General features: G+C 35.4%; 23 protein-coding genes. 9 read left to right on the forward strand and 14 right to left on the reverse strand.

Going from position 1 to position 16,549, the window contains the following annotated elements; all coding sequences use genetic code 11:
• Window positions 1-1,038, reverse strand: a complete 1,038-nt coding sequence (cobT, locus tag D1868_RS09205; RefSeq protein ID WP_156007598.1) for a nicotinate mononucleotide-dependent phosphoribosyltransferase CobT — start codon at window positions 1,036-1,038, stop codon at window positions 1-3.
• A 37-nt stretch (window positions 1,039-1,075) separates the two neighbouring features.
• On the opposite strand from cobT, the gene D1868_RS09210 reads away from it, so the two are divergent.
• Window positions 1,076-1,441: a hypothetical protein gene (locus D1868_RS09210; protein ID WP_156007599.1), complete on the forward strand. Its 366-nt coding sequence runs from the start codon at window positions 1,076-1,078 to the stop codon at window positions 1,439-1,441.
• Window positions 1,442-1,467: 26 nt separating this feature from the next.
• A complete protein-coding gene (gene nadA, locus D1868_RS09215) occupies window positions 1,468-2,412 on the forward strand; it encodes a quinolinate synthase NadA (RefSeq protein ID WP_156007600.1) in 945 nt (314 codons plus the stop codon).
• Here nadA and D1868_RS09220 read toward each other — a convergent pair.
• From D1868_RS09220 to D1868_RS09245, 6 genes are all read right to left on the reverse strand, one after another.
• Window positions 2,387-3,511 (reverse strand): aminotransferase class V-fold PLP-dependent enzyme, encoded by a 1,125-nt coding sequence (locus D1868_RS09220; protein WP_156007601.1) that lies wholly within the window; start codon window positions 3,509-3,511, stop codon window positions 2,387-2,389. The two genes, nadA and D1868_RS09220, sit on opposite strands and share 26 nt — an antisense overlap.
• On the reverse strand, window positions 3,498-5,216 hold the full coding sequence (locus D1868_RS09225) for an AMP-binding protein (protein ID WP_156007602.1): 1,719 nt from the start codon (window positions 5,214-5,216) through the stop codon (window positions 3,498-3,500). The genes D1868_RS09220 and D1868_RS09225 overlap by 14 nt, the downstream gene beginning before the upstream one ends.
• A 3-nt stretch (window positions 5,217-5,219) precedes the next feature.
• Entirely contained in the window at window positions 5,220-6,110 is an 891-nt protein-coding gene (locus tag D1868_RS09230; RefSeq protein ID WP_156007603.1) for a hypothetical protein, read from the reverse strand.
• A gap of 78 nt (window positions 6,111-6,188) precedes the next feature.
• Complete coding sequence (locus tag D1868_RS09235; RefSeq protein ID WP_156007604.1) at window positions 6,189-6,665, reverse strand: NOB1 family endonuclease; 477 nt, start codon at window positions 6,663-6,665, stop codon at window positions 6,189-6,191.
• Window positions 6,665-7,408, reverse strand: a complete 744-nt coding sequence (locus tag D1868_RS09240) for an NAD(+)/NADH kinase (RefSeq protein WP_156007605.1) — start codon at window positions 7,406-7,408, stop codon at window positions 6,665-6,667. Before D1868_RS09240 ends, D1868_RS09235 begins: the two co-directional genes overlap by 1 nt.
• Window positions 7,409-7,413: 5 nt before the next feature.
• Window positions 7,414-7,770, reverse strand: coding sequence for a hypothetical protein (locus tag D1868_RS09245; protein ID WP_156007606.1), 357 nt, complete (start codon window positions 7,768-7,770; stop codon window positions 7,414-7,416).
• An 87-nt stretch (window positions 7,771-7,857) separates the two neighbouring features.
• Between D1868_RS09245 and D1868_RS09250 the strand changes: the two genes are divergently transcribed.
• Entirely contained in the window at window positions 7,858-8,841 is a 984-nt protein-coding gene (locus tag D1868_RS09250) for an NAD(P)/FAD-dependent oxidoreductase (protein ID WP_420824487.1), read from the forward strand.
• A gap of 68 nt (window positions 8,842-8,909) precedes the next feature.
• Complete coding sequence (locus tag D1868_RS09255; RefSeq protein WP_196770237.1) at window positions 8,910-9,671, forward strand: methyltransferase domain-containing protein; 762 nt, start codon at window positions 8,910-8,912, stop codon at window positions 9,669-9,671.
• Here D1868_RS09255 and D1868_RS09260 read toward each other — a convergent pair.
• Genes D1868_RS09260 through D1868_RS09270 form a run of 3 tightly spaced genes read right to left on the reverse strand, consistent with a single transcriptional unit; the run spans window position 9,579 to window position 10,582 of the window.
• Entirely contained in the window at window positions 9,579-10,058 is a 480-nt protein-coding gene (locus D1868_RS09260; protein WP_156007609.1) for a DUF371 domain-containing protein, read from the reverse strand. The genes D1868_RS09255 and D1868_RS09260 overlap by 93 nt on opposite strands.
• Entirely contained in the window at window positions 10,051-10,320 is a 270-nt protein-coding gene (locus D1868_RS09265; protein WP_156007610.1) for a YhbY family RNA-binding protein, read from the reverse strand. The genes D1868_RS09260 and D1868_RS09265 overlap by 8 nt, the downstream gene beginning before the upstream one ends.
• Entirely contained in the window at window positions 10,271-10,582 is a 312-nt protein-coding gene (locus tag D1868_RS09270; protein ID WP_156007611.1) for a ribonuclease P protein component 4, read from the reverse strand. The genes D1868_RS09265 and D1868_RS09270 overlap by 50 nt, the downstream gene beginning before the upstream one ends.
• A 26-nt stretch (window positions 10,583-10,608) precedes the next feature.
• Between D1868_RS09270 and D1868_RS09275 the strand changes: the two genes are divergently transcribed.
• Window positions 10,609-11,268 carry a 16S rRNA methyltransferase gene (locus D1868_RS09275; protein ID WP_156008005.1) on the forward strand — a complete coding sequence of 220 codons (660 nt, stop codon included), beginning with the start codon at window positions 10,609-10,611 and terminating at the stop codon, window positions 11,266-11,268.
• On the opposite strand, the gene D1868_RS09280 is transcribed toward D1868_RS09275, so the two are convergent.
• The 3 genes from D1868_RS09280 to D1868_RS09285 form a co-directional block, all read right to left on the reverse strand.
• On the reverse strand, window positions 11,242-11,841 hold the full coding sequence (locus tag D1868_RS09280) for a hypothetical protein (RefSeq protein ID WP_156007612.1): 600 nt from the start codon (window positions 11,839-11,841) through the stop codon (window positions 11,242-11,244). The two genes, D1868_RS09275 and D1868_RS09280, sit on opposite strands and share 27 nt — an antisense overlap.
• Before the next feature lie 62 nt (window positions 11,842-11,903).
• Window positions 11,904-12,059: a hypothetical protein gene (locus D1868_RS10945; RefSeq protein ID WP_196770238.1), complete on the reverse strand. Its 156-nt coding sequence runs from the start codon at window positions 12,057-12,059 to the stop codon at window positions 11,904-11,906.
• A gap of 129 nt (window positions 12,060-12,188) precedes the next feature.
• Entirely contained in the window at window positions 12,189-13,229 is a 1,041-nt protein-coding gene (locus D1868_RS09285; RefSeq protein ID WP_156007613.1) for a hypothetical protein, read from the reverse strand.
• 178 nt (window positions 13,230-13,407) lie between these two features.
• Between D1868_RS09285 and D1868_RS09290 the strand changes: the two genes are divergently transcribed.
• A complete protein-coding gene (locus tag D1868_RS09290) occupies window positions 13,408-13,977 on the forward strand; it encodes a hypothetical protein (protein ID WP_156007614.1) in 570 nt (189 codons plus the stop codon).
• On the opposite strand, the gene D1868_RS09295 is transcribed toward D1868_RS09290, so the two are convergent.
• Window positions 13,974-14,840: a menaquinone biosynthesis family protein gene (locus D1868_RS09295; protein WP_156007615.1), complete on the reverse strand. Its 867-nt coding sequence runs from the start codon at window positions 14,838-14,840 to the stop codon at window positions 13,974-13,976. The genes D1868_RS09290 and D1868_RS09295 overlap by 4 nt on opposite strands.
• Window positions 14,841-14,868: 28 nt before the next feature.
• On the opposite strand from D1868_RS09295, the gene D1868_RS09300 reads away from it, so the two are divergent.
• The 3 genes from D1868_RS09300 to D1868_RS11205 are packed head-to-tail and all read left to right on the forward strand — an operon-like array spanning window position 14,869 to window position 16,549.
• Complete coding sequence (locus tag D1868_RS09300) at window positions 14,869-15,381, forward strand: DUF84 family protein (protein WP_156007616.1); 513 nt, start codon at window positions 14,869-14,871, stop codon at window positions 15,379-15,381.
• Window positions 15,381-16,031 carry an FAD-dependent oxidoreductase gene (locus tag D1868_RS11200; RefSeq protein WP_231112368.1) on the forward strand — a complete coding sequence of 217 codons (651 nt, stop codon included), beginning with the start codon at window positions 15,381-15,383 and terminating at the stop codon, window positions 16,029-16,031. The genes D1868_RS09300 and D1868_RS11200 overlap by 1 nt, the downstream gene beginning before the upstream one ends.
• Window positions 16,032-16,054: 23 nt before the next feature.
• Entirely contained in the window at window positions 16,055-16,549 is a 495-nt protein-coding gene (locus D1868_RS11205) for an NAD(P)/FAD-dependent oxidoreductase (protein WP_338055781.1), read from the forward strand.

A 16,549-nucleotide genomic window follows, 5' to 3' on the forward strand; every position in this document is an offset into this window, starting at 1 on the left:
TTAACTAATATTAACTAACTGTGAATATATTTCTTCTACTTTCTTTAATATGTCGTTAGGTGTATAACCGTTTGCAAGTGCTAAGGTTGATGCACCTCCTGCTCCTACTCCCTCTTTGACGTAACCGCGTTCGTATACCTTGAGCCCCTCATACTTTGAGGAGGAAAAGTCTAGCATAGACGCTACAACCGAGACTCCCACTTGTTCAGCTAAGTATTTAATGTCTGAAGAAGGATCCTCTACGATCCATCTAGTTGTCGCAATTGTTACGTTATTTAACGTCTCTTTACTTAACTCTTTTATTATCGCTGAGGCGGCAGCCATTTGCGTACCACCAGCGAGTATAACTTCCTTCTTAAATCCTATACTCAAACCGGCTACAGCTATTAACATAGGGTCAGATAATTTACTAATCTTTCCAAAGGTATCCGTAGGTAAGTCTCTTAATGCCTCCATAACTATTCTCCTCTTTAATTCTTTAGGATTTTGGGGAGACGCGGAACTTACCTTATCTAATGCGTCATATCCTAGTCCAGCTAACACTGCCATAGCTGTGGTTGTTCCTGCAGGGATTGACTCCCCGATAACAAGAAGGTCATAAGACTTTGATAGCTCTTCACCTAGAATCATACTGTTTTCGAGTATTCTCTGAGCAACCTCTATCCTTAAAGATCCTTTCCTTATGTCTCCACCAGGCTCTCCTCCTAAATCAATCACTGGGAGTTTTGGTATTACTCTACTTCCAGCATTCACAACTAGTTTAGGTATTTTAAATAATTCGAGTGCTGCTCTCGTTATAATTGCTGGTGTTGGAATACCGTCTGGAGTAACTGGTATAGTATTTATGGATTTACACTTACCTAAAAGTAAAAACTCCGCATCAGCTGCTGGAGTAAAGTGGGTGAGCTCGGGTGTCGCCCCAGCTATTGTTATTCCCGGTATTAAGCTTATGTCTGTTGTGGCAATTACTAGGACAAATAGTGTTTTTTTATTCCTAATGTCTTTTAACTTTCCCACTATTTCCTTTATGTATTGCATAATTGATTTTTTGATGACTTTTCCGAATTTTAATTTTATGGAGAATTTTTGGATGTACTACAGAGGTATTGAAAAAGGCACTAAAGTTACTTACGATGAGTTTATTTCAGATCACTCCCTAAAATCAGAGGTATTAAATTCTATAAAGAATATGTATAACCTAATTAGACAAGAAGTTAAGAAAAGGTTCGGAATAGGGGAAATCAGATTAAGTGATGCTATCTGGGAATTGGCAAAGAGGAAGATCATAAAATCTGAATTAATTCAAGAATACTTGGATGTGTTAGAAGCTGTTGAAAAAATAGACATGATAGATGATTTTACTATATACACTATGCTTGTTAGAATTATGGAAGATTTAGAAGAATTATATTTTTCAGTAATAAAGTTTAAAACTGACTAATTCACAGAACAAATGTTCGAGGGAGAATGTCTGCTCAGTCAAACATAGTGATCGAAATAAAGAAACTAAAAAGGGAAAAGAACGCTATAATACTTGGACATAATTACATGGATTACGGCGTTCAGTTAGTCTCGGATTTTACAGGTGACTCGTACGACTTAGCAGTGAAGGCTATGAAAACTAATGCAAAAATGATAGTATTTGCTGGAGTTTATTTTATGGCTGAACAAGCTGCTGCATTGAATCCGGATAAAAAAGTACTATCGCCCGATCCGAATGCTGGTTGTTCGTTGTCAGATTCTCTTGACGTAGATACTTTAAAGAAATATAAAGAGATATATCCAGATGCTCCAGTGGTGTTATATATAAATACGAGTATATATACTAAAGCATTAGCTGACTATATAGTAACTTCCTCTACTGCAGTTAAAGTCGTGAGTAAACTCGACGCTAAGAACATAATTTTCGGTCCGGATGCGAATCTGGCTAATTATGTAGAGCGCAAAACCGGTAAGAAATTAATTAAAGTCCCTCCTAACGGAAGATGTATAGTTCATGCAAATTATACGAAGCAGTTAGTATCGATAGCTAGGAAGAAATATCCTAATGCACTTCTTATGGCTCACCCAGAAAGCCCATTAGAGATTCTTGAGGCAGCTGACTTTGTTGGATCTACTAATCAAATGATAAAATTCGCTAAGGAAAGCCCTAACAAAGAATTCATTGTAGCTACGGAACTAGGAATGATAAATGCATTAAAAATTCAAGTTCCAGATAAGGTATTTTATCCTTTAGTAACCACTGAAGCTTGCGGATGTGCAAGATGCCCTTACATGGCAATGATAACTTTAGAAAAGATTAAGAGATCCCTAGAAGAAGAAGTTTATGAGGTAAAGGTACCTAAGGATGTTGCTGAGAAAGCTAAAGAGGCTTTCGAAAGAACCATTAAGATTCTCGGAGATAATAAATAATATTGTCTATTGCAGATTCTATCTCTTCTAATGTATTGTAGAAATGAGTAGATATTCTTATCCCTTCCCCTCTAGGTGACACGATAATTTTTTTCCTGAGTAAATATTCTGAAGCTTTCCTAGGATTCTTTATCTTGATTACTACTATTCCCGCTTTTTTATTTTCTGGAGTTATAACCTCCAGACCTCTTTCATTAGCTATCTTTATTACGTAGTTAGATAGGTACTGTATTCTTCCAAATATTTCATCTCTGTGTTGGTAAATAATCTCACATGATTTGGCAAGACCTAGATTTGACGCAACATCTAAAGTTCCTATCTCGAATCGTCTAGGACCTTTTTCCAGATCAAACTTTTCTGGGTTAAACTCTAAGAAATTAGATGCACTTTTCCAGCCATAAAATGGCGGGTCTTCTAATAGTCCTTCTTTAACATACATGAAACCTGAACCTTGGGGACTCATTAGCCATTTATACCCACCAGCTACGGCGAAGTCTACATCAAACTTTTTCAAATCTACTTCAGTAGCTCCAGCGCTTTGAATTATATCTAATAGCACATATGCTCCTACTTGTTTAGCCTCTTTAACTATTCTACTTATATCGACTTTTACACCTGTGCTAAAACTAACATGACTTAAGCTAATTAGTTTGGTATTTTTATCTACTCTTGAGAGTATCTCATCTTCTATTTTTTCTGGGGATACTTTAGCTATTCTTAGCTCGATTTTCTTATTCTTAACTAACTTAAGAAAAGGGTAAACTGTTGCTGGAAATTCCACATTATCTGTAACTACGTTTTCACCTTGCTTAAAGTCTAAACCGTGAGCTATTACATTAATTCCATAGGAAGTGTTAGGTATTAAAGAGATTTCCTCACTTTTTGCATTTACTAGTTTACCTATTTTCTCTCTTATGTGATAAAAGTCGTCGGCTTCATGTTCGTTAACGGCTATCGTTCCCTTAGTCATAACACTTATCAGATATTTGTTAACTTCGAGGTAGACAGAAAGAGGGGTAGGAGATATGGCAGCGTGATTAAGATATACATAATGTTGAGTTAAAGGAACTTCGCTTCTAAACTCTTCAATAAAGTCCACTCTTTACTACCTCCTTAATCTCGTTCACTACGTCAGGATCTTCGAGTATGGTAGGATCTACCTCCTTTCCGAGCACGAGATCTCTCAATATTCTTCTTACTACTTTACCGCTTTTAGATTTAGGTAGTCTATTTACCTCTATAACCTTATCTATCACATAAATTGGACCTAGAGACTTTCTGATTTTCCCCCTTATTTTTTCTGGGTCTATATTGTGTCCCACCACAAACACGATCATTTTCTCTCCTTTCACTTCATCGGGTATCCCGACGACAGCAACCTCTTTGACCCCGTTTACCTCCATTAGAACATTTTCTACTTCTCCAGTTGTGATTCTGTGCCCAGCAATTTTTATCATATCATCGCTTCTACCGACGATCTTTACGTATGGATTATTGATTATTGCAATATCCCCAGTATCATGATATCCGAATCTAGAGAAATAAGAAGCAAATTTCTCAGGATTGTTTAGCACACCTATAAACTGAGTGGGGAAAGGTGTTTTACAGATTAAGTAACCAAGTTTATCATAAACCGGTTTTCCTTCGTCGTCAACAGTCTCTAATAGTGCCCCAGGAAATGGTACTCCTGCATAACCAGGTTTAGGTTCTATATTTTCAAGGGAGTAGGGAATTCCTACTACATAACCAAGTTCGGTCTGTCCATAAACATCAGTGATCCTCTCTGCAAAAGTTTTAGCGTACTCCCATGTTTGTTCATCAAAGATTTCTCCTGCAGTAGCTAAGAATTCAACTCTTGGCAATTTTAAGTCGTACTTTCTCAACGTTCTTAGAAGTGTAGGTGATGTAAATAGAACTTTAGGTCTTAATTCATCGATTATTTTTACAAGCCTATCTTTCGGATAATCTGGGGCTCCCTCCATAAACGCGAAGGTAGAACCGTGAAGTAATGTTCCGTACATAATTCTTGAGAAAGTAATCCACCCCATATCTGAAGTAGTTAAGACTATATCGCCTTGCTTTAGGTTGAACATTAGGTTAAATACGGTATAATCACCTACCATCCAGGCTCCATGCGGTAATATTATGCCTTTGGGTCTACCAGTAGTTCCTGAAGTATACATTACCTTTAACGGCTCATTACTTTCGATTTTCTCAGCTTCGTTATCTTTATCGCTTTTTTCAACAAGTTGTTTTATCTCTTCAACGTCACTCTTCTCTCTGAATGTCAAATCTCCCTTAATAAATAAGGGAATTTTGTTTCCTCTGCGGACTGTGTAGTTCGCTGTTATTATGTAATCAGGCTGAAAATCATCGAGCCTTTTCTTAATAGCCTCTTCTCCTAATCCCGCGAAAATTATCGTATAAATTCCTCCTATCCACGCTGAAGATAAAACGGATATTATCCCTTGGGGGGTGTTAGGTGTATATACAGCTATCCTAGAGCCTTTTTTAATTCCTTTTGATCTAAATTCACTGGAGACCCCTTTAACAGCCTTTTCCAGTTCGTTAAATGTAAGCTCTATTTTTTCTCCGTTTTCGCCGTACCAAACTAACGCAGTCCCAGTGTGTGAAATTGCATTTAACGCGATATTAGTCTTACCTCCCACAAACCACCTAGCTACATATTCCCCCTTAGATACTACTGTACTCCACTTGTTAAACCACTTTAACTTTTCAGCGAACTCTCCCCAATACCAATCTGGTTTTTCGAGAGATTTTTGATAAAGGGTAAAGTAGTCCAACTTTTACTCGATCTTAATTTTAGGTATTTTCCATTTATTATCTTTGAATACTTCATAAGGTATGCTGAAACCGTGAGCAAATGCTAGATCTTTTATTGATATAATTATTTCCACGTCTTTAATTTTGTTCACGCTAGAAATTACTCTTTCTAGACTTTCCTTGTCTGCATGGTATTCTATTATATAATAACCGTTATCGAGCTGTGCAATTGTCAGTAAGCTAGGGTCGTTTACGATTCTTTTAGACTTTACGTCGAGTATATAGTTTGTTTTGCCTAAAGTATACATGAAGCCGTATAAAACTTCTTTTATGTGCTTGTAGTGGTAATTTCTCCAGTAAGGTATTGCAGGATTCACCTGGATATCTGCCAATAAGTTTACATCATATTTATCTAATTTTAGAAGTTTTTTTGACGGGATTGATATATATACTTGTTTTCTATTACATACCCATTCCTTATTTTCAAAATCGTAACAGTTTTCATCATTAATGAATCTAAAATTTTGAACCGAAAGATTTATAGAGCAATTCATGTTAAGTTTATTAAAAACTTTTTCATAAGTTTGTTTCATTTCGTCAAATACTTCATAACTTGTATAAAAAACAAGCATAAATGAATTATCTTCAATATCTCCTCTGAAAATGTTTGCTAAAGGTCCAGCTATTTGTTTTGCCTTTTCGTAGGGTATAGTCGATTTCTCACACCATATTACAGCTTTCCATAAGCCCAACTTTTCAGAGTTTATAATGGGGAACACGGTTATCTGATGTTCATGAAATAAGCTAAGAATCGAATAGTAAACATCATTTACGGGTACCCCGGAAAGAGATGAAATTATGTGAGGATTTAATCCCACGAGTCTTATGTATTTTATCAGATCACTTAGCTTCAACTCTTGGTATTGTTCATTTGATAAATATATAAAATTTTCTGCAAAATGTATTAAAAGATTAGAAGAAAGTTATTTCTCTTATTTTTCTCTAATCTCAACTATTTTATATCCACAATAAGGGCACTCTGTAAGTTTTTTCTTAAAAATTCTACCACAAGCCTCACACTTATATACTACTTTTTTCTTGTTCTTCATCTTAAATCCTAATTTTACGGAGTTAAATTCTATATCAAGATACAATAGTACGTTTTGTACGCTTAAATCGTCGGTAAATACTACCGAGGGTCTTAATTCGTGTGCTAAGGCAATCACACTGATATCCGTTTGTGATAATTCACTTTCCTTTATTTGATGTAAAGTCTTGTTGACGTAATTCACTGATTCTCTAGATGGATATTGTATAATTATTTTTCCTGAATTAATAGATAAATCCAATAAATTTACTGAGTTCGAATCTCTTACTTCTTCTATTACATCTGGTGTTGTATAAACTAAGGGAAATAGGTTCTCAAGTCCTGCCAGAAAACCCGCTGTATCGAATATTATCCTTTTCATTACAGGTAACCTAGGTCAATTCTTTTATAGAAACGTAGAATTTTAGCTTTTCTTTCATGTTCGGTAATTATAGCCTCCTCGTCTTCACCACTCCTTAAATACCCTACTACTTCACCATCTACTATTATTTTAGCTATTTGAGGGCGTCCTTTATCTTCTAACTTAATAGTGACTTTCTCCTTCATAGGGATAATAATATTCCGCATATCTGGAACTATACAGTTCATAAAAGTAATTTCAATACCGTTCACACCTTTATGAAGTAGAGTTCTTGTAGCTGAATAACTCCAAGCCCAGCTTCCTTGAGGGGTAGAAGCCAATACACCGTCTCCTTCAAATATAATTTTCTTTTCTCCCACACTGACGCTGCCTAGAATAGTCTCAGGATTATCAAATAATATAGCTACCTCGTTGAATGCCACGGCTCTAGTCTGTTTAGTCCTCAAGTTCAACATTACATACTCATCTACTATATAATCACCGTTTTTTAGCCTAACCAAAACATCTTTTACGTTTTCTGGATTTATATCTAATAAGGCTGATCTTCTACCGAACTTGATTCCTATAACTGGGGAGTTTAATTTGACAGCTTTAAGTAATGTACCATCACCGCCTATCACAATAACAAGATCATGGTTATTTCCTTCGGTTATTTTAAATCCCATTTCTTCTGCTAATTTCTTAACTTTTTCACTAAATTCAATAGCATCTGGCGAGTTTTTTGTAAGTATTTTGAGTAACATCTACGTTAGTTATGATACTCCTTTAAGATAATAACATTTACCGTGAAGACTTTACTTTCGTTAATTAGCTCGACATCACCATCGTAATTTATTAACCTAACCTTGTAAATCTTTTGTTTTATTCCCTTATATCTTACACTTATCCAGCTGTTCACTCCGGTCGTCATTATCGTTGTCTTTCCATGAAGTCTTATTGTTACATGTTCTCCAGGCTTGAGTGTGATGGTTGTCTTCTCATGATTCTCACCTACATATTCAACTGCCGCTATCATAATTTTTCTATAATAGTAGAACCATCCGCGCATTAATAGGATAAATCCTAAAGATAAAGCTAATATGAGAAGTTCCGGTAACAGATACATATTGATCTCTCATTATAAATCTGTGTAAAGGTTTAAATAGTATAAACAAAATGAAAAAACGGGGATATAATTTTGGCAGAATTTGACATGGTAGTTATTGGCGGAGGCCCAGTAGGTCTATATGCTACTTTTTATGCAGGATTAAGGGATATGAAGGTTGCTCTTATAGATGCACAAGATGAGTTAGGGGGACAGCTTGTCACTCTATATCCTGAAAAGATGGTTTATGATGTTGGAGGTTTCCCTGGTATATTAGCATACGATTTAGCTCAAAATCTAATCGAACAAGCTAAGATGTTCTCTCCAGAAATAAGAGTAAAAGAGTGGGCTGACACTCTTCAGAGGACTAACGATAATATGTGGATAGTAAAGACTGACAAAGGGACGGAATTTAAGACAAAGACAGTGCTAATTGCAGCTGGAATTGGGAAAATAACCCCAACTAGGCTAGGTGCTAAGGGTGAGGTAGAATACGAGAATAAAGGAGTTTATTACACTGTTAGGAGGAAGAAGGACTTTGAGGGTAAGAGAGTACTGATTGTAGGAGGTGGAGACTCGGCGGTTGATTGGGCCTTAACCCTAGCACCTATAGCTAAGTCCGTGACGTTAATTCACAGAAGAGATCAGTTTAGGGCTCACGAAAGGAGCGTAAAGCAGCTATATCAAGTCGCCACAGTCTATACTTGGCACGAGTTAAAGGAAGTTCAAGGCGACGGTAATAAGGTTACTCATGCAGTAATTTTTGACAACAGAACAAAGGAGGAGAAAGTGCTAGATGTAGACGCTGTCATTATTAGCATAGGACACAAAGGAGACTTAGGTAACATGCTAAAGTGGGGACTTAATATGAAAGGAAGGGATATAATAACTAACGCAAAGATGGAAACCAATTTGCCTGGAGTATATGCTGCTGGTGATATCGCGAGCCAAGAAGGTGCGCCAAAGCTGGCTCTAATTGCAGTTGGTTTCGGACAAGCTGCTATAGCTGTAAGCGTAGCTAAAAAGTATGTGGATCCAAATGCATCATTATTTGCGGGACACAGTTCTGAGATGGATAAGTTTAAGAAGTAATTTCCTATTTCTCCCTTTGTTTACAACTCTACTTTTTTAGCTTTCTTCTTCTTTAATTAATTTCAGTCTTGACAAGCAAAAGGACTACCCCTAGGCTGAACGAGATTATAAAAGGAGTCAGAAGCTACTACATAATCGGAGACATTGCACTAGTCTCTCCAAAAGAAGAAGTTAACAAAGAGGAATTAGCTGAAGCGTTGATGAAGATAAACCCTCGTATAAAATCAGTTTTTATTCGTAAGAAAGTCAAGGGAGAATTGAGAGTTAATGAACTAGTATTCGCTGGTGGTGAGTACAAGACTACTACGGTTTACAAGGAGACTGGTCTTAGATTCAAAGTTGATATTTCAAAAGTTTATGTTAATGTGTCTTTATCTTCTGAAAGAGACAAACTCGAAAAAGAAGTAGAGTGTAAAAAGGTATTAGCGGATCTGTTTACAAGTTATGGTGCAATAGCTATACATTTAGCTAGGAAATGCAACTACGTAATTGCTGGAGACTTAAATATCGACGGTCTATATCTTTTGAAGGAGTCTTTAAACCTCAACAAATTAAAGGGGAACATAGATATAGTGCAATACGACGCTCATTACTTACCCTTTAGGGATAAGAGCGTAGATATAGGAGTTGCTGATAATCCTACTATGATTGAATCCTTTAAGAGCGAAGTTTGTAGAGTATGTAAGGAGGCGATTTTTTACATTTTATGTAAGTCTAAGGACGAAGCTACTCAAAAACTAGGTGAAGCTGATTGGGTAAGAGTTAACGATTATTCTAAGGATCTCTTCATTTTTAAGGGGAGAGTTAGATGTGATAATGAAAAGAGTTAGGTCTGAACCTTGTTGTAATTTCTTAATTATTCTTCTGTCTATGTCTTTCGCAGATTTGTCAGCGTTTAACATAATTGTACTGTCTGAGATGAAGGTAGATTTCCTGATTATTATTTTATTAGGATTGGTTAGTTGCAACTGACTCGACCCTCTACCCGAAACAATGTCGTATATTCCATTTACCACAATAACGGCATATATATAACTAGTATCCCTCCTAATCTCGTCCTTGACCCTTTCGTCGAGTTGGGAAGCTCCCTTGTCCGCGTTTATTCCTATTATACAATCTCCCCTAGGGGTTAGAAAGCTATCTTTGGTAACTTCTAAAGTAGTTTTATGGGTAGCTTTAACGTTATAATGTCCTTTAGCCTTAATTACGTCAATCATTTTTCTTAGCTAGTATAAACGTATAACCTCTTATTTCTATCAACTTTGCGTTAGCCTTCTCAGCTATTAATCTAGCAAATTCTCTTCTGTCTTCTACTTCTATTCCTATTTTCACTTTTACTACTTTATGTTCATTTAGCCTCCGTTTTATTTCTTTAATCACTTCTTCAGTAACTCCTTTCTTTCCTATTCTAACATCGGCGTGGCTAGCTTTAGCCTCCTTTATCAGTCTTTTTAACGGGATATCTTCTGACCCAACCACAGTATATACATGTTCTAACTATAACTTTATTTTTTATCCTCCTACGTTCTGTTAGCCCCGGAATTAAAGGCACGAAACACTTTCTACAAATTTTTCTCTTATAGACTAATGGAAGCTTAAATCTGAATTTACTTGAATATGTTAATGCCAATCGTACATATCTCCTCGCTAGTTCTATATCTCCTTCTTTTACAATTTGCTCAGCCATGTCAATAAGTTCTAAAGCTCTCTTCCTATGTTCTTTTACTACTTTTATTTTCATCAACATTGATCTTCTTTGTGAGTAAAATTAATCTCATCTTATTGGACTCTTCCCTTGAACTGATACCAAAAGAAATCTTATCTCATCCGGCAGTCATAGTAAACGCTAAGAAAAGAGAAAAGGATCCGCGTTACATGATCTTAGACAAATCACTCCATTACAGTGCAATGGCTAAGCTTAAGGACAAGGAGAAGAGGGGCAGACCGGACATTGTTCACTTATCACTGCTGAATTTCTTGTATTTGGAGGACGAGATAAAAGGTGAAGTCTTCATACACACAATAGACGGGAAAATAATCAGTGTGAGAAATGATACTAGAATACCTAAGAACTACGAAAGGTTCGTGAGCTTAATGGAACAGTTGCTAAGATATGGTAAAGTCCCGGTAGATTCGGATAAGCCTTTTATGGAGATTACAAGTGAGAGTTTAGGTTCTCTAAAAAAGAAGTATAAGCTAGCAGTCCTTTCTGAAAACGGAGAAAAAGTATCTTTAAAGAAGATTTGCGAGCTAGGTGAAAATTGGTTAATAGGTGTTGGAGCGTTTCCTCATGGAGACTTCTCAGAAGAAGTAAAGGTAAATGCGGATGTTTTTTACTCAATTACTGATAGAGTTTTAGAAGCCCATCAAGTAATATGTAGACTGTCATCTGCTTGTCTCTTATTTCTTGGGTTCCTTAGAATTTGAAGCATCGAGTATTTTAGCTTTAGCAAAGATTATTCCGCCTGGTGTAGGGTTTAAGGATATTACCTCAAATCCATATTCTTCAAGAATCTTCTTAAGGATTATTGAGGCACAAGTAGTAGATTCCAGCCCAAAACCTGTACCTGTTATTCTAATATCAATTGTTTTACCATTTTGTTTTATTGCAATGTCCTTTATTGGAATAAGTTCTTTAATTTTTTCATAAAGCTCAACTAGATCGGATAGATTGCTAGCTTTAGTCTTTAGGTAGGACGCTAACTGGATTCCAGTTATCTCACACACCTCTGATGCCTTATTTTTATCATATTCGTAGGCTAGCTTAATCATATTTTCCAAGTACCATACTGTAACTGGAACTATTTCTAAGTCTTTTACGGTCTTGTAGTACTCGACTAAAGAGTTTAAAGTCTCAGAATCTCCTCCCTCTTTTAAGATCTCTAGCATTGCTCGCAGAGCTAAGTTAGTGATAGCATACATTGTATAGCCTTTCTTTTTGACCTCTTGTTCTAACTCCTCTATCAACTCAGCATCTGCAGCTAGGTTCGCCCTTGGCAACCAATCATCACATAATTTAATTTTAAAAAGTATGTTAAATAGCTTATCTTTATATAATTTTATTAAGAATGTGGAGTGAATAATGCTATATCCATTAGTACAAACAATATAAGCAAAATTACGAAACCACCTAAATACCAGTTATCATATTTAAATAGAGCTTTTATCAAATCACTGAAAGAATTAATTTCTACCTCTTCTTTTTTACTCTCAGCCATAACTGATCCCAATATTTCATTTAACTTTTAACTAATAAATTTTAGTTAAATGAAGAGAAGGAAGTCTAATTAACAGTGTTTTATTTAATAAAGTCTTATTATTGTGTAAATATCTTCATTTTTAAGTTTTTAATAAACTATTACTAAGTTGTAAGGTCCATTATAAGTGGAAGAAAGTTCGTTCATAGTCACTGTTATTATGTCCAGTCCTAAATCCCTAAATATCTTGTGAAGTTCATCAGATTTCGATTTTTCTTTCACAAGGACTTTCCTATCAATAACTAGAAATGACATATCTTTATTTTCTGTAATTATTATATTTTTATAGTATAATTTAAAGAAGTTTTTTAGGTCAGTCGAATACTTGAAATGGTAATTATTTCCGGTAAACTCATAAGCATCAACTCTGCTTTTTTCAAAAATCTTTTTGTTTACTATGACACTATCTCTTTCTAGAAATCTAATGAAATTAAATATAGGTAATTTGTCATTAATATTATCAAGGTATACTTCACCTAAAGTTGAGTATCTTAATTTGAATAGTTTGGAAAGACCCTCTACGTTAGTTGAACCTCCTATTTGAGCTAAAAGTAAATTATTTAGTTTATCTATGATTATATCATCAAAATTTAATAAAGATGGTGGGTAATCAGCAATTAGTGGCTCTTGGTTTATTTCCTTTTTTAAAGAATAATATAAGAATTTTATCTCCAACTTATTAGTAGAAATAGATGGAAATCCTATCACTGGAATTTTATCTATTAACGCGTATTTATGTAACCACATTAATTCTCCTCTTATTTTTTCAGAGAATACCCTAAGCTTAGGTACTTTTCTGTTCTCGTTCTCTGATATAATTACAGTGGGATTAAGAATGAAAAGGTTGCATAATTCTTCCCTATCCAAAGACAGTATTGAATTCTCTAATTTCTTTTTATCAATTTTTCCTTCTCCAATTGTTGATATTGACGTATAAACTAACTCGAATAGTTTTTCCCTTTCTACGATATCACAAACGTCTTTTACCTCTCCTAATTCTTTTAGTTTTTCTAAGAAATTTTCGTATTCTAACTTAGCCCTTACAGGGTTAACAAAGTCTTCTAATCCAAAGTCGAAAGGATTTAATGTCACTAGTTCCCATCTTCTAGGGTTAAAAACTAAAAATCTCATTACTAGTGATTACCTTATTAGATAAATGCATATAAAACTAATTCCTTAACTATTATAGACAGTTATGTTTACTCATGCCCAATTAATTCGACAAATGAGGGTCTTTGGCGATAATTATGATTTGTTAGCCTATACCCTTGGGGCCAAAAAGGATGATATTTTTAAGCTTATAACTAGTATGAAAAAGAATCTATATTTAACGCCGATAATTAAATTGGAAGGCTTTTCGCTGTGTAAAGGGTTACGCGACAAGAGCAAAATTTTGAGGATTAGCATTAAGGGTAGGAAAGCACTAATCGAAGAGAATAAACTGAAAATTAAGGAGATTAGGAATTACTCAGGAAAACCTGATGAGTATGATCCTGGATTGGATACATGGAACCCTAACTTCAACAAAAGAGCAGATTATATCAGAGTAGAACCTACTGAATTCGATTACAACAGAGGGTTAAAAGAAGGGGATAATACGAGGGTGATAGATGTAAAAGGGTACATAGTAGACTACGGGAAGAGGGACTTTTTTGTAGATTTGATAACACCGGATGAAGAAGTTTTCAATGAACTTGAATATTTCCCTTTTATAAGGGTAGCATATAAGCTTGAAGATCTGGAAGGATTAAGCCTACATTTAGTAGAATTGTATGTACCAGAAAGTTATCTGAATTTAGTTATAAAAAGCGTCGATTATATGTGTAGAATAACACAATGTGAAAAAGTAATTAGCTTTTCGTCATCAAAGGGAGGCTAAATTATATCAAGATTTATTACTTTAGGTAGTATTCCTCTTTCGGCAGTAAGTTTATAGAAAGTCTCTAAGCCCCTCTTTACGTCCGCTAAAGGTACGTTATATTCTTGAATATCAGCCCATATGGTCTTTCTAATAATTTCTTCTTCTATATTTTCATTATGAGCTTCTCTCATAATTTCAGCATCTTTCTTTATAATTTCGTCCAAATGTTTTTCTGCATAAGCTTTACTCTTTAGATAGGCTTCTTTGAACTTTATAGCTATATCCTTACCTAGATCTTTATTCACTACTACCATTCCCATAGGCATGGGAGCGTTTCCGGCAACTTGCTTCCATAACTCCCACATGCTAGCAATTCTGTGCACTTTGATCCCTAATTTTTCTAAGGCATACATCATTTTCAGTTCATGTACAGCAACTAATACATCTCCTTCTTTACCTAATCCTTTTATCTCATCAAGGACTTTTTTAATTATAACAAGCTTTCTATACTTACCTATAAGCAGCTTGTACAAGGTATATGCTGTTGTATTATGGCCATGTACTATAACTCTGGAATTCTTTAAGTCTTCTAGGGTTAAAGGCGACGTAGATAAAATGGGCATTCCGGTTATCCCGTCTATGGCTGAAGCTACGGCTTCCCCTATCACGTAATAATCTTGCTGAATATAAGGATACATTGCAGCAGATGGTACAGCTACATCTACATCTTTTTTCAAAACCTTCTCGTTAGTATCTTGTACGGTTGTAATCACTTCAAATTCTAAGTTAATCCCCTCGGGCTTTACTTTCCCCTCAATTAATGGTATAAATGGGTATAGGTCTCCTGAGTCTGCTAATGGTCCAACTTTTATTGTTACCATACCAAATTCTTGGTTAGTGTGAATAAAAATGTTTGTTGCGGTAGGTTCTACAAACAAGGCAAAGGTAGAGGCTGTCAAGGAAGCTCTCAGAATTATAGGTATGAAAGCTGAAGTTAAAGCCGTAAAAGTAGACCCGGAAGTACCTCCTCAACCAGTTTGCAATCAAACTTTTGTAGGTGCTAAAACTAGGGCTTACAAAGCGTTAAGATACACAAATGCTGATATTGGAATAGGAATAGAGGGCGGTGTATTTTATTATGAAAATAGAATGTTGGCCTATGCAGTGGTTTATGCAGCAAGTAAAGAAGGGATAGAGAATTTCGCGTTTTCAGCATCTTTTCCTTTACCTCCCTCAATGACTTCACTTTTAGTCGAAGGAAAGGAGTTAGGTGAAGTTACAGATATTATATTCTCTACGAAAGAGAGTAAACAGAGTGAAGGTGCAATAGGGTACTTAACTAAAATGCATATAACTCGTAAAGATCTTTACGTTCAACCTGTTGTAATAGCCTTATATCCTTTTTACAATAATGTAGATTAATGGCAAATAAAAAGAGAGTTCTAATACTAGGGGCTGGATTTGCTGGCTTAACTGTTGCTCACCGTTTGAGGGAAAATATTCCAGATAAAGCTGACGTTATAATTATTTCAGAATCAGATCGAGTTTACGACAATACAATATTTCCAGCTCTGCTTACAGACGATGTAAAAATTGAAAAAACGTATTTTCTTGCATCTCAAAAATTACCGTCAAGAGGTATTGAGTTCATCGAAAGTAAGGTCTTAGAAATACGACCAGAGTCTAATGAAGTAAAGACAGATAAAGGCACATTTGATTATGATTACTTAGTTGTTGCTCTAGGCGGAGCTTATGAAGAAAACTTCAATAAGATTAAGGGCCATGAAAATGCATTTATGCATCACACACTTGAGGGATTTTTAGGTATAAAAAAGGTTGTAGAAGAAAAAGACGAAATAACATCATTCATAGGTAATGCAATGAACAGTCCTATTGAAGGTCCCTCCTATCAAGTTGCCTTTATACTGGAATACTTGGGTAGAAAACTGGGGAAGAGGGTAACAGTGTATCTAGGTACACAAAGCCCTAAAGGTATGTTCGGGATGTTACCGGTAGATTGGATTTCAAAACAAGTGAACGAATACGCTGAAAAAAAAGAGGGATTAAGTTAATAAAAGGAGTTTATGTTAAGGAGATCTCTAGAAACAAAGTTTTGCTAAGTAACGGAAACGAGATTGAGGCTAACTTAATTTCAGTTCTTCCTACACTCTCCGCACCCGAAATAGCAAGGAAAGCTGGGTTAACAGACGAATCTGGGTTCATCTCAGTGGAACATCCCACTTTTAGATCTACTAAATTTAGGAATATATTCGCAATCGGCGATTCTGCAAAAGGTATGATTCCAGCAAAGACCGGAAGAGCAGCTATGATATCAGCTGAAAATGCAGCTGCTACGATAATAAAGGAGCTTGGTGGTAAAACTCTACCTTATTATACACAAGGAGTCATATGTATGATGCATGCAGGAGATTATTCAGGGATGTTAATATTTGATGTAAATAAATATGTTAAGAAAATAGACTTTAGGTGGGGCTTAATTTACAAATACCTAAAGAAGTTATATTCTGCTATGTTAATATCGTCTGCATTCAATGTACCATATCACATGGCGTTACCATATTACAATTAA

This window comes from Stygiolobus azoricus (genome assembly GCF_009729035.1).
Classification (GTDB): Archaea; Thermoproteota; Thermoprotei_A; order Sulfolobales; family Sulfolobaceae; genus Stygiolobus; species Stygiolobus azoricus.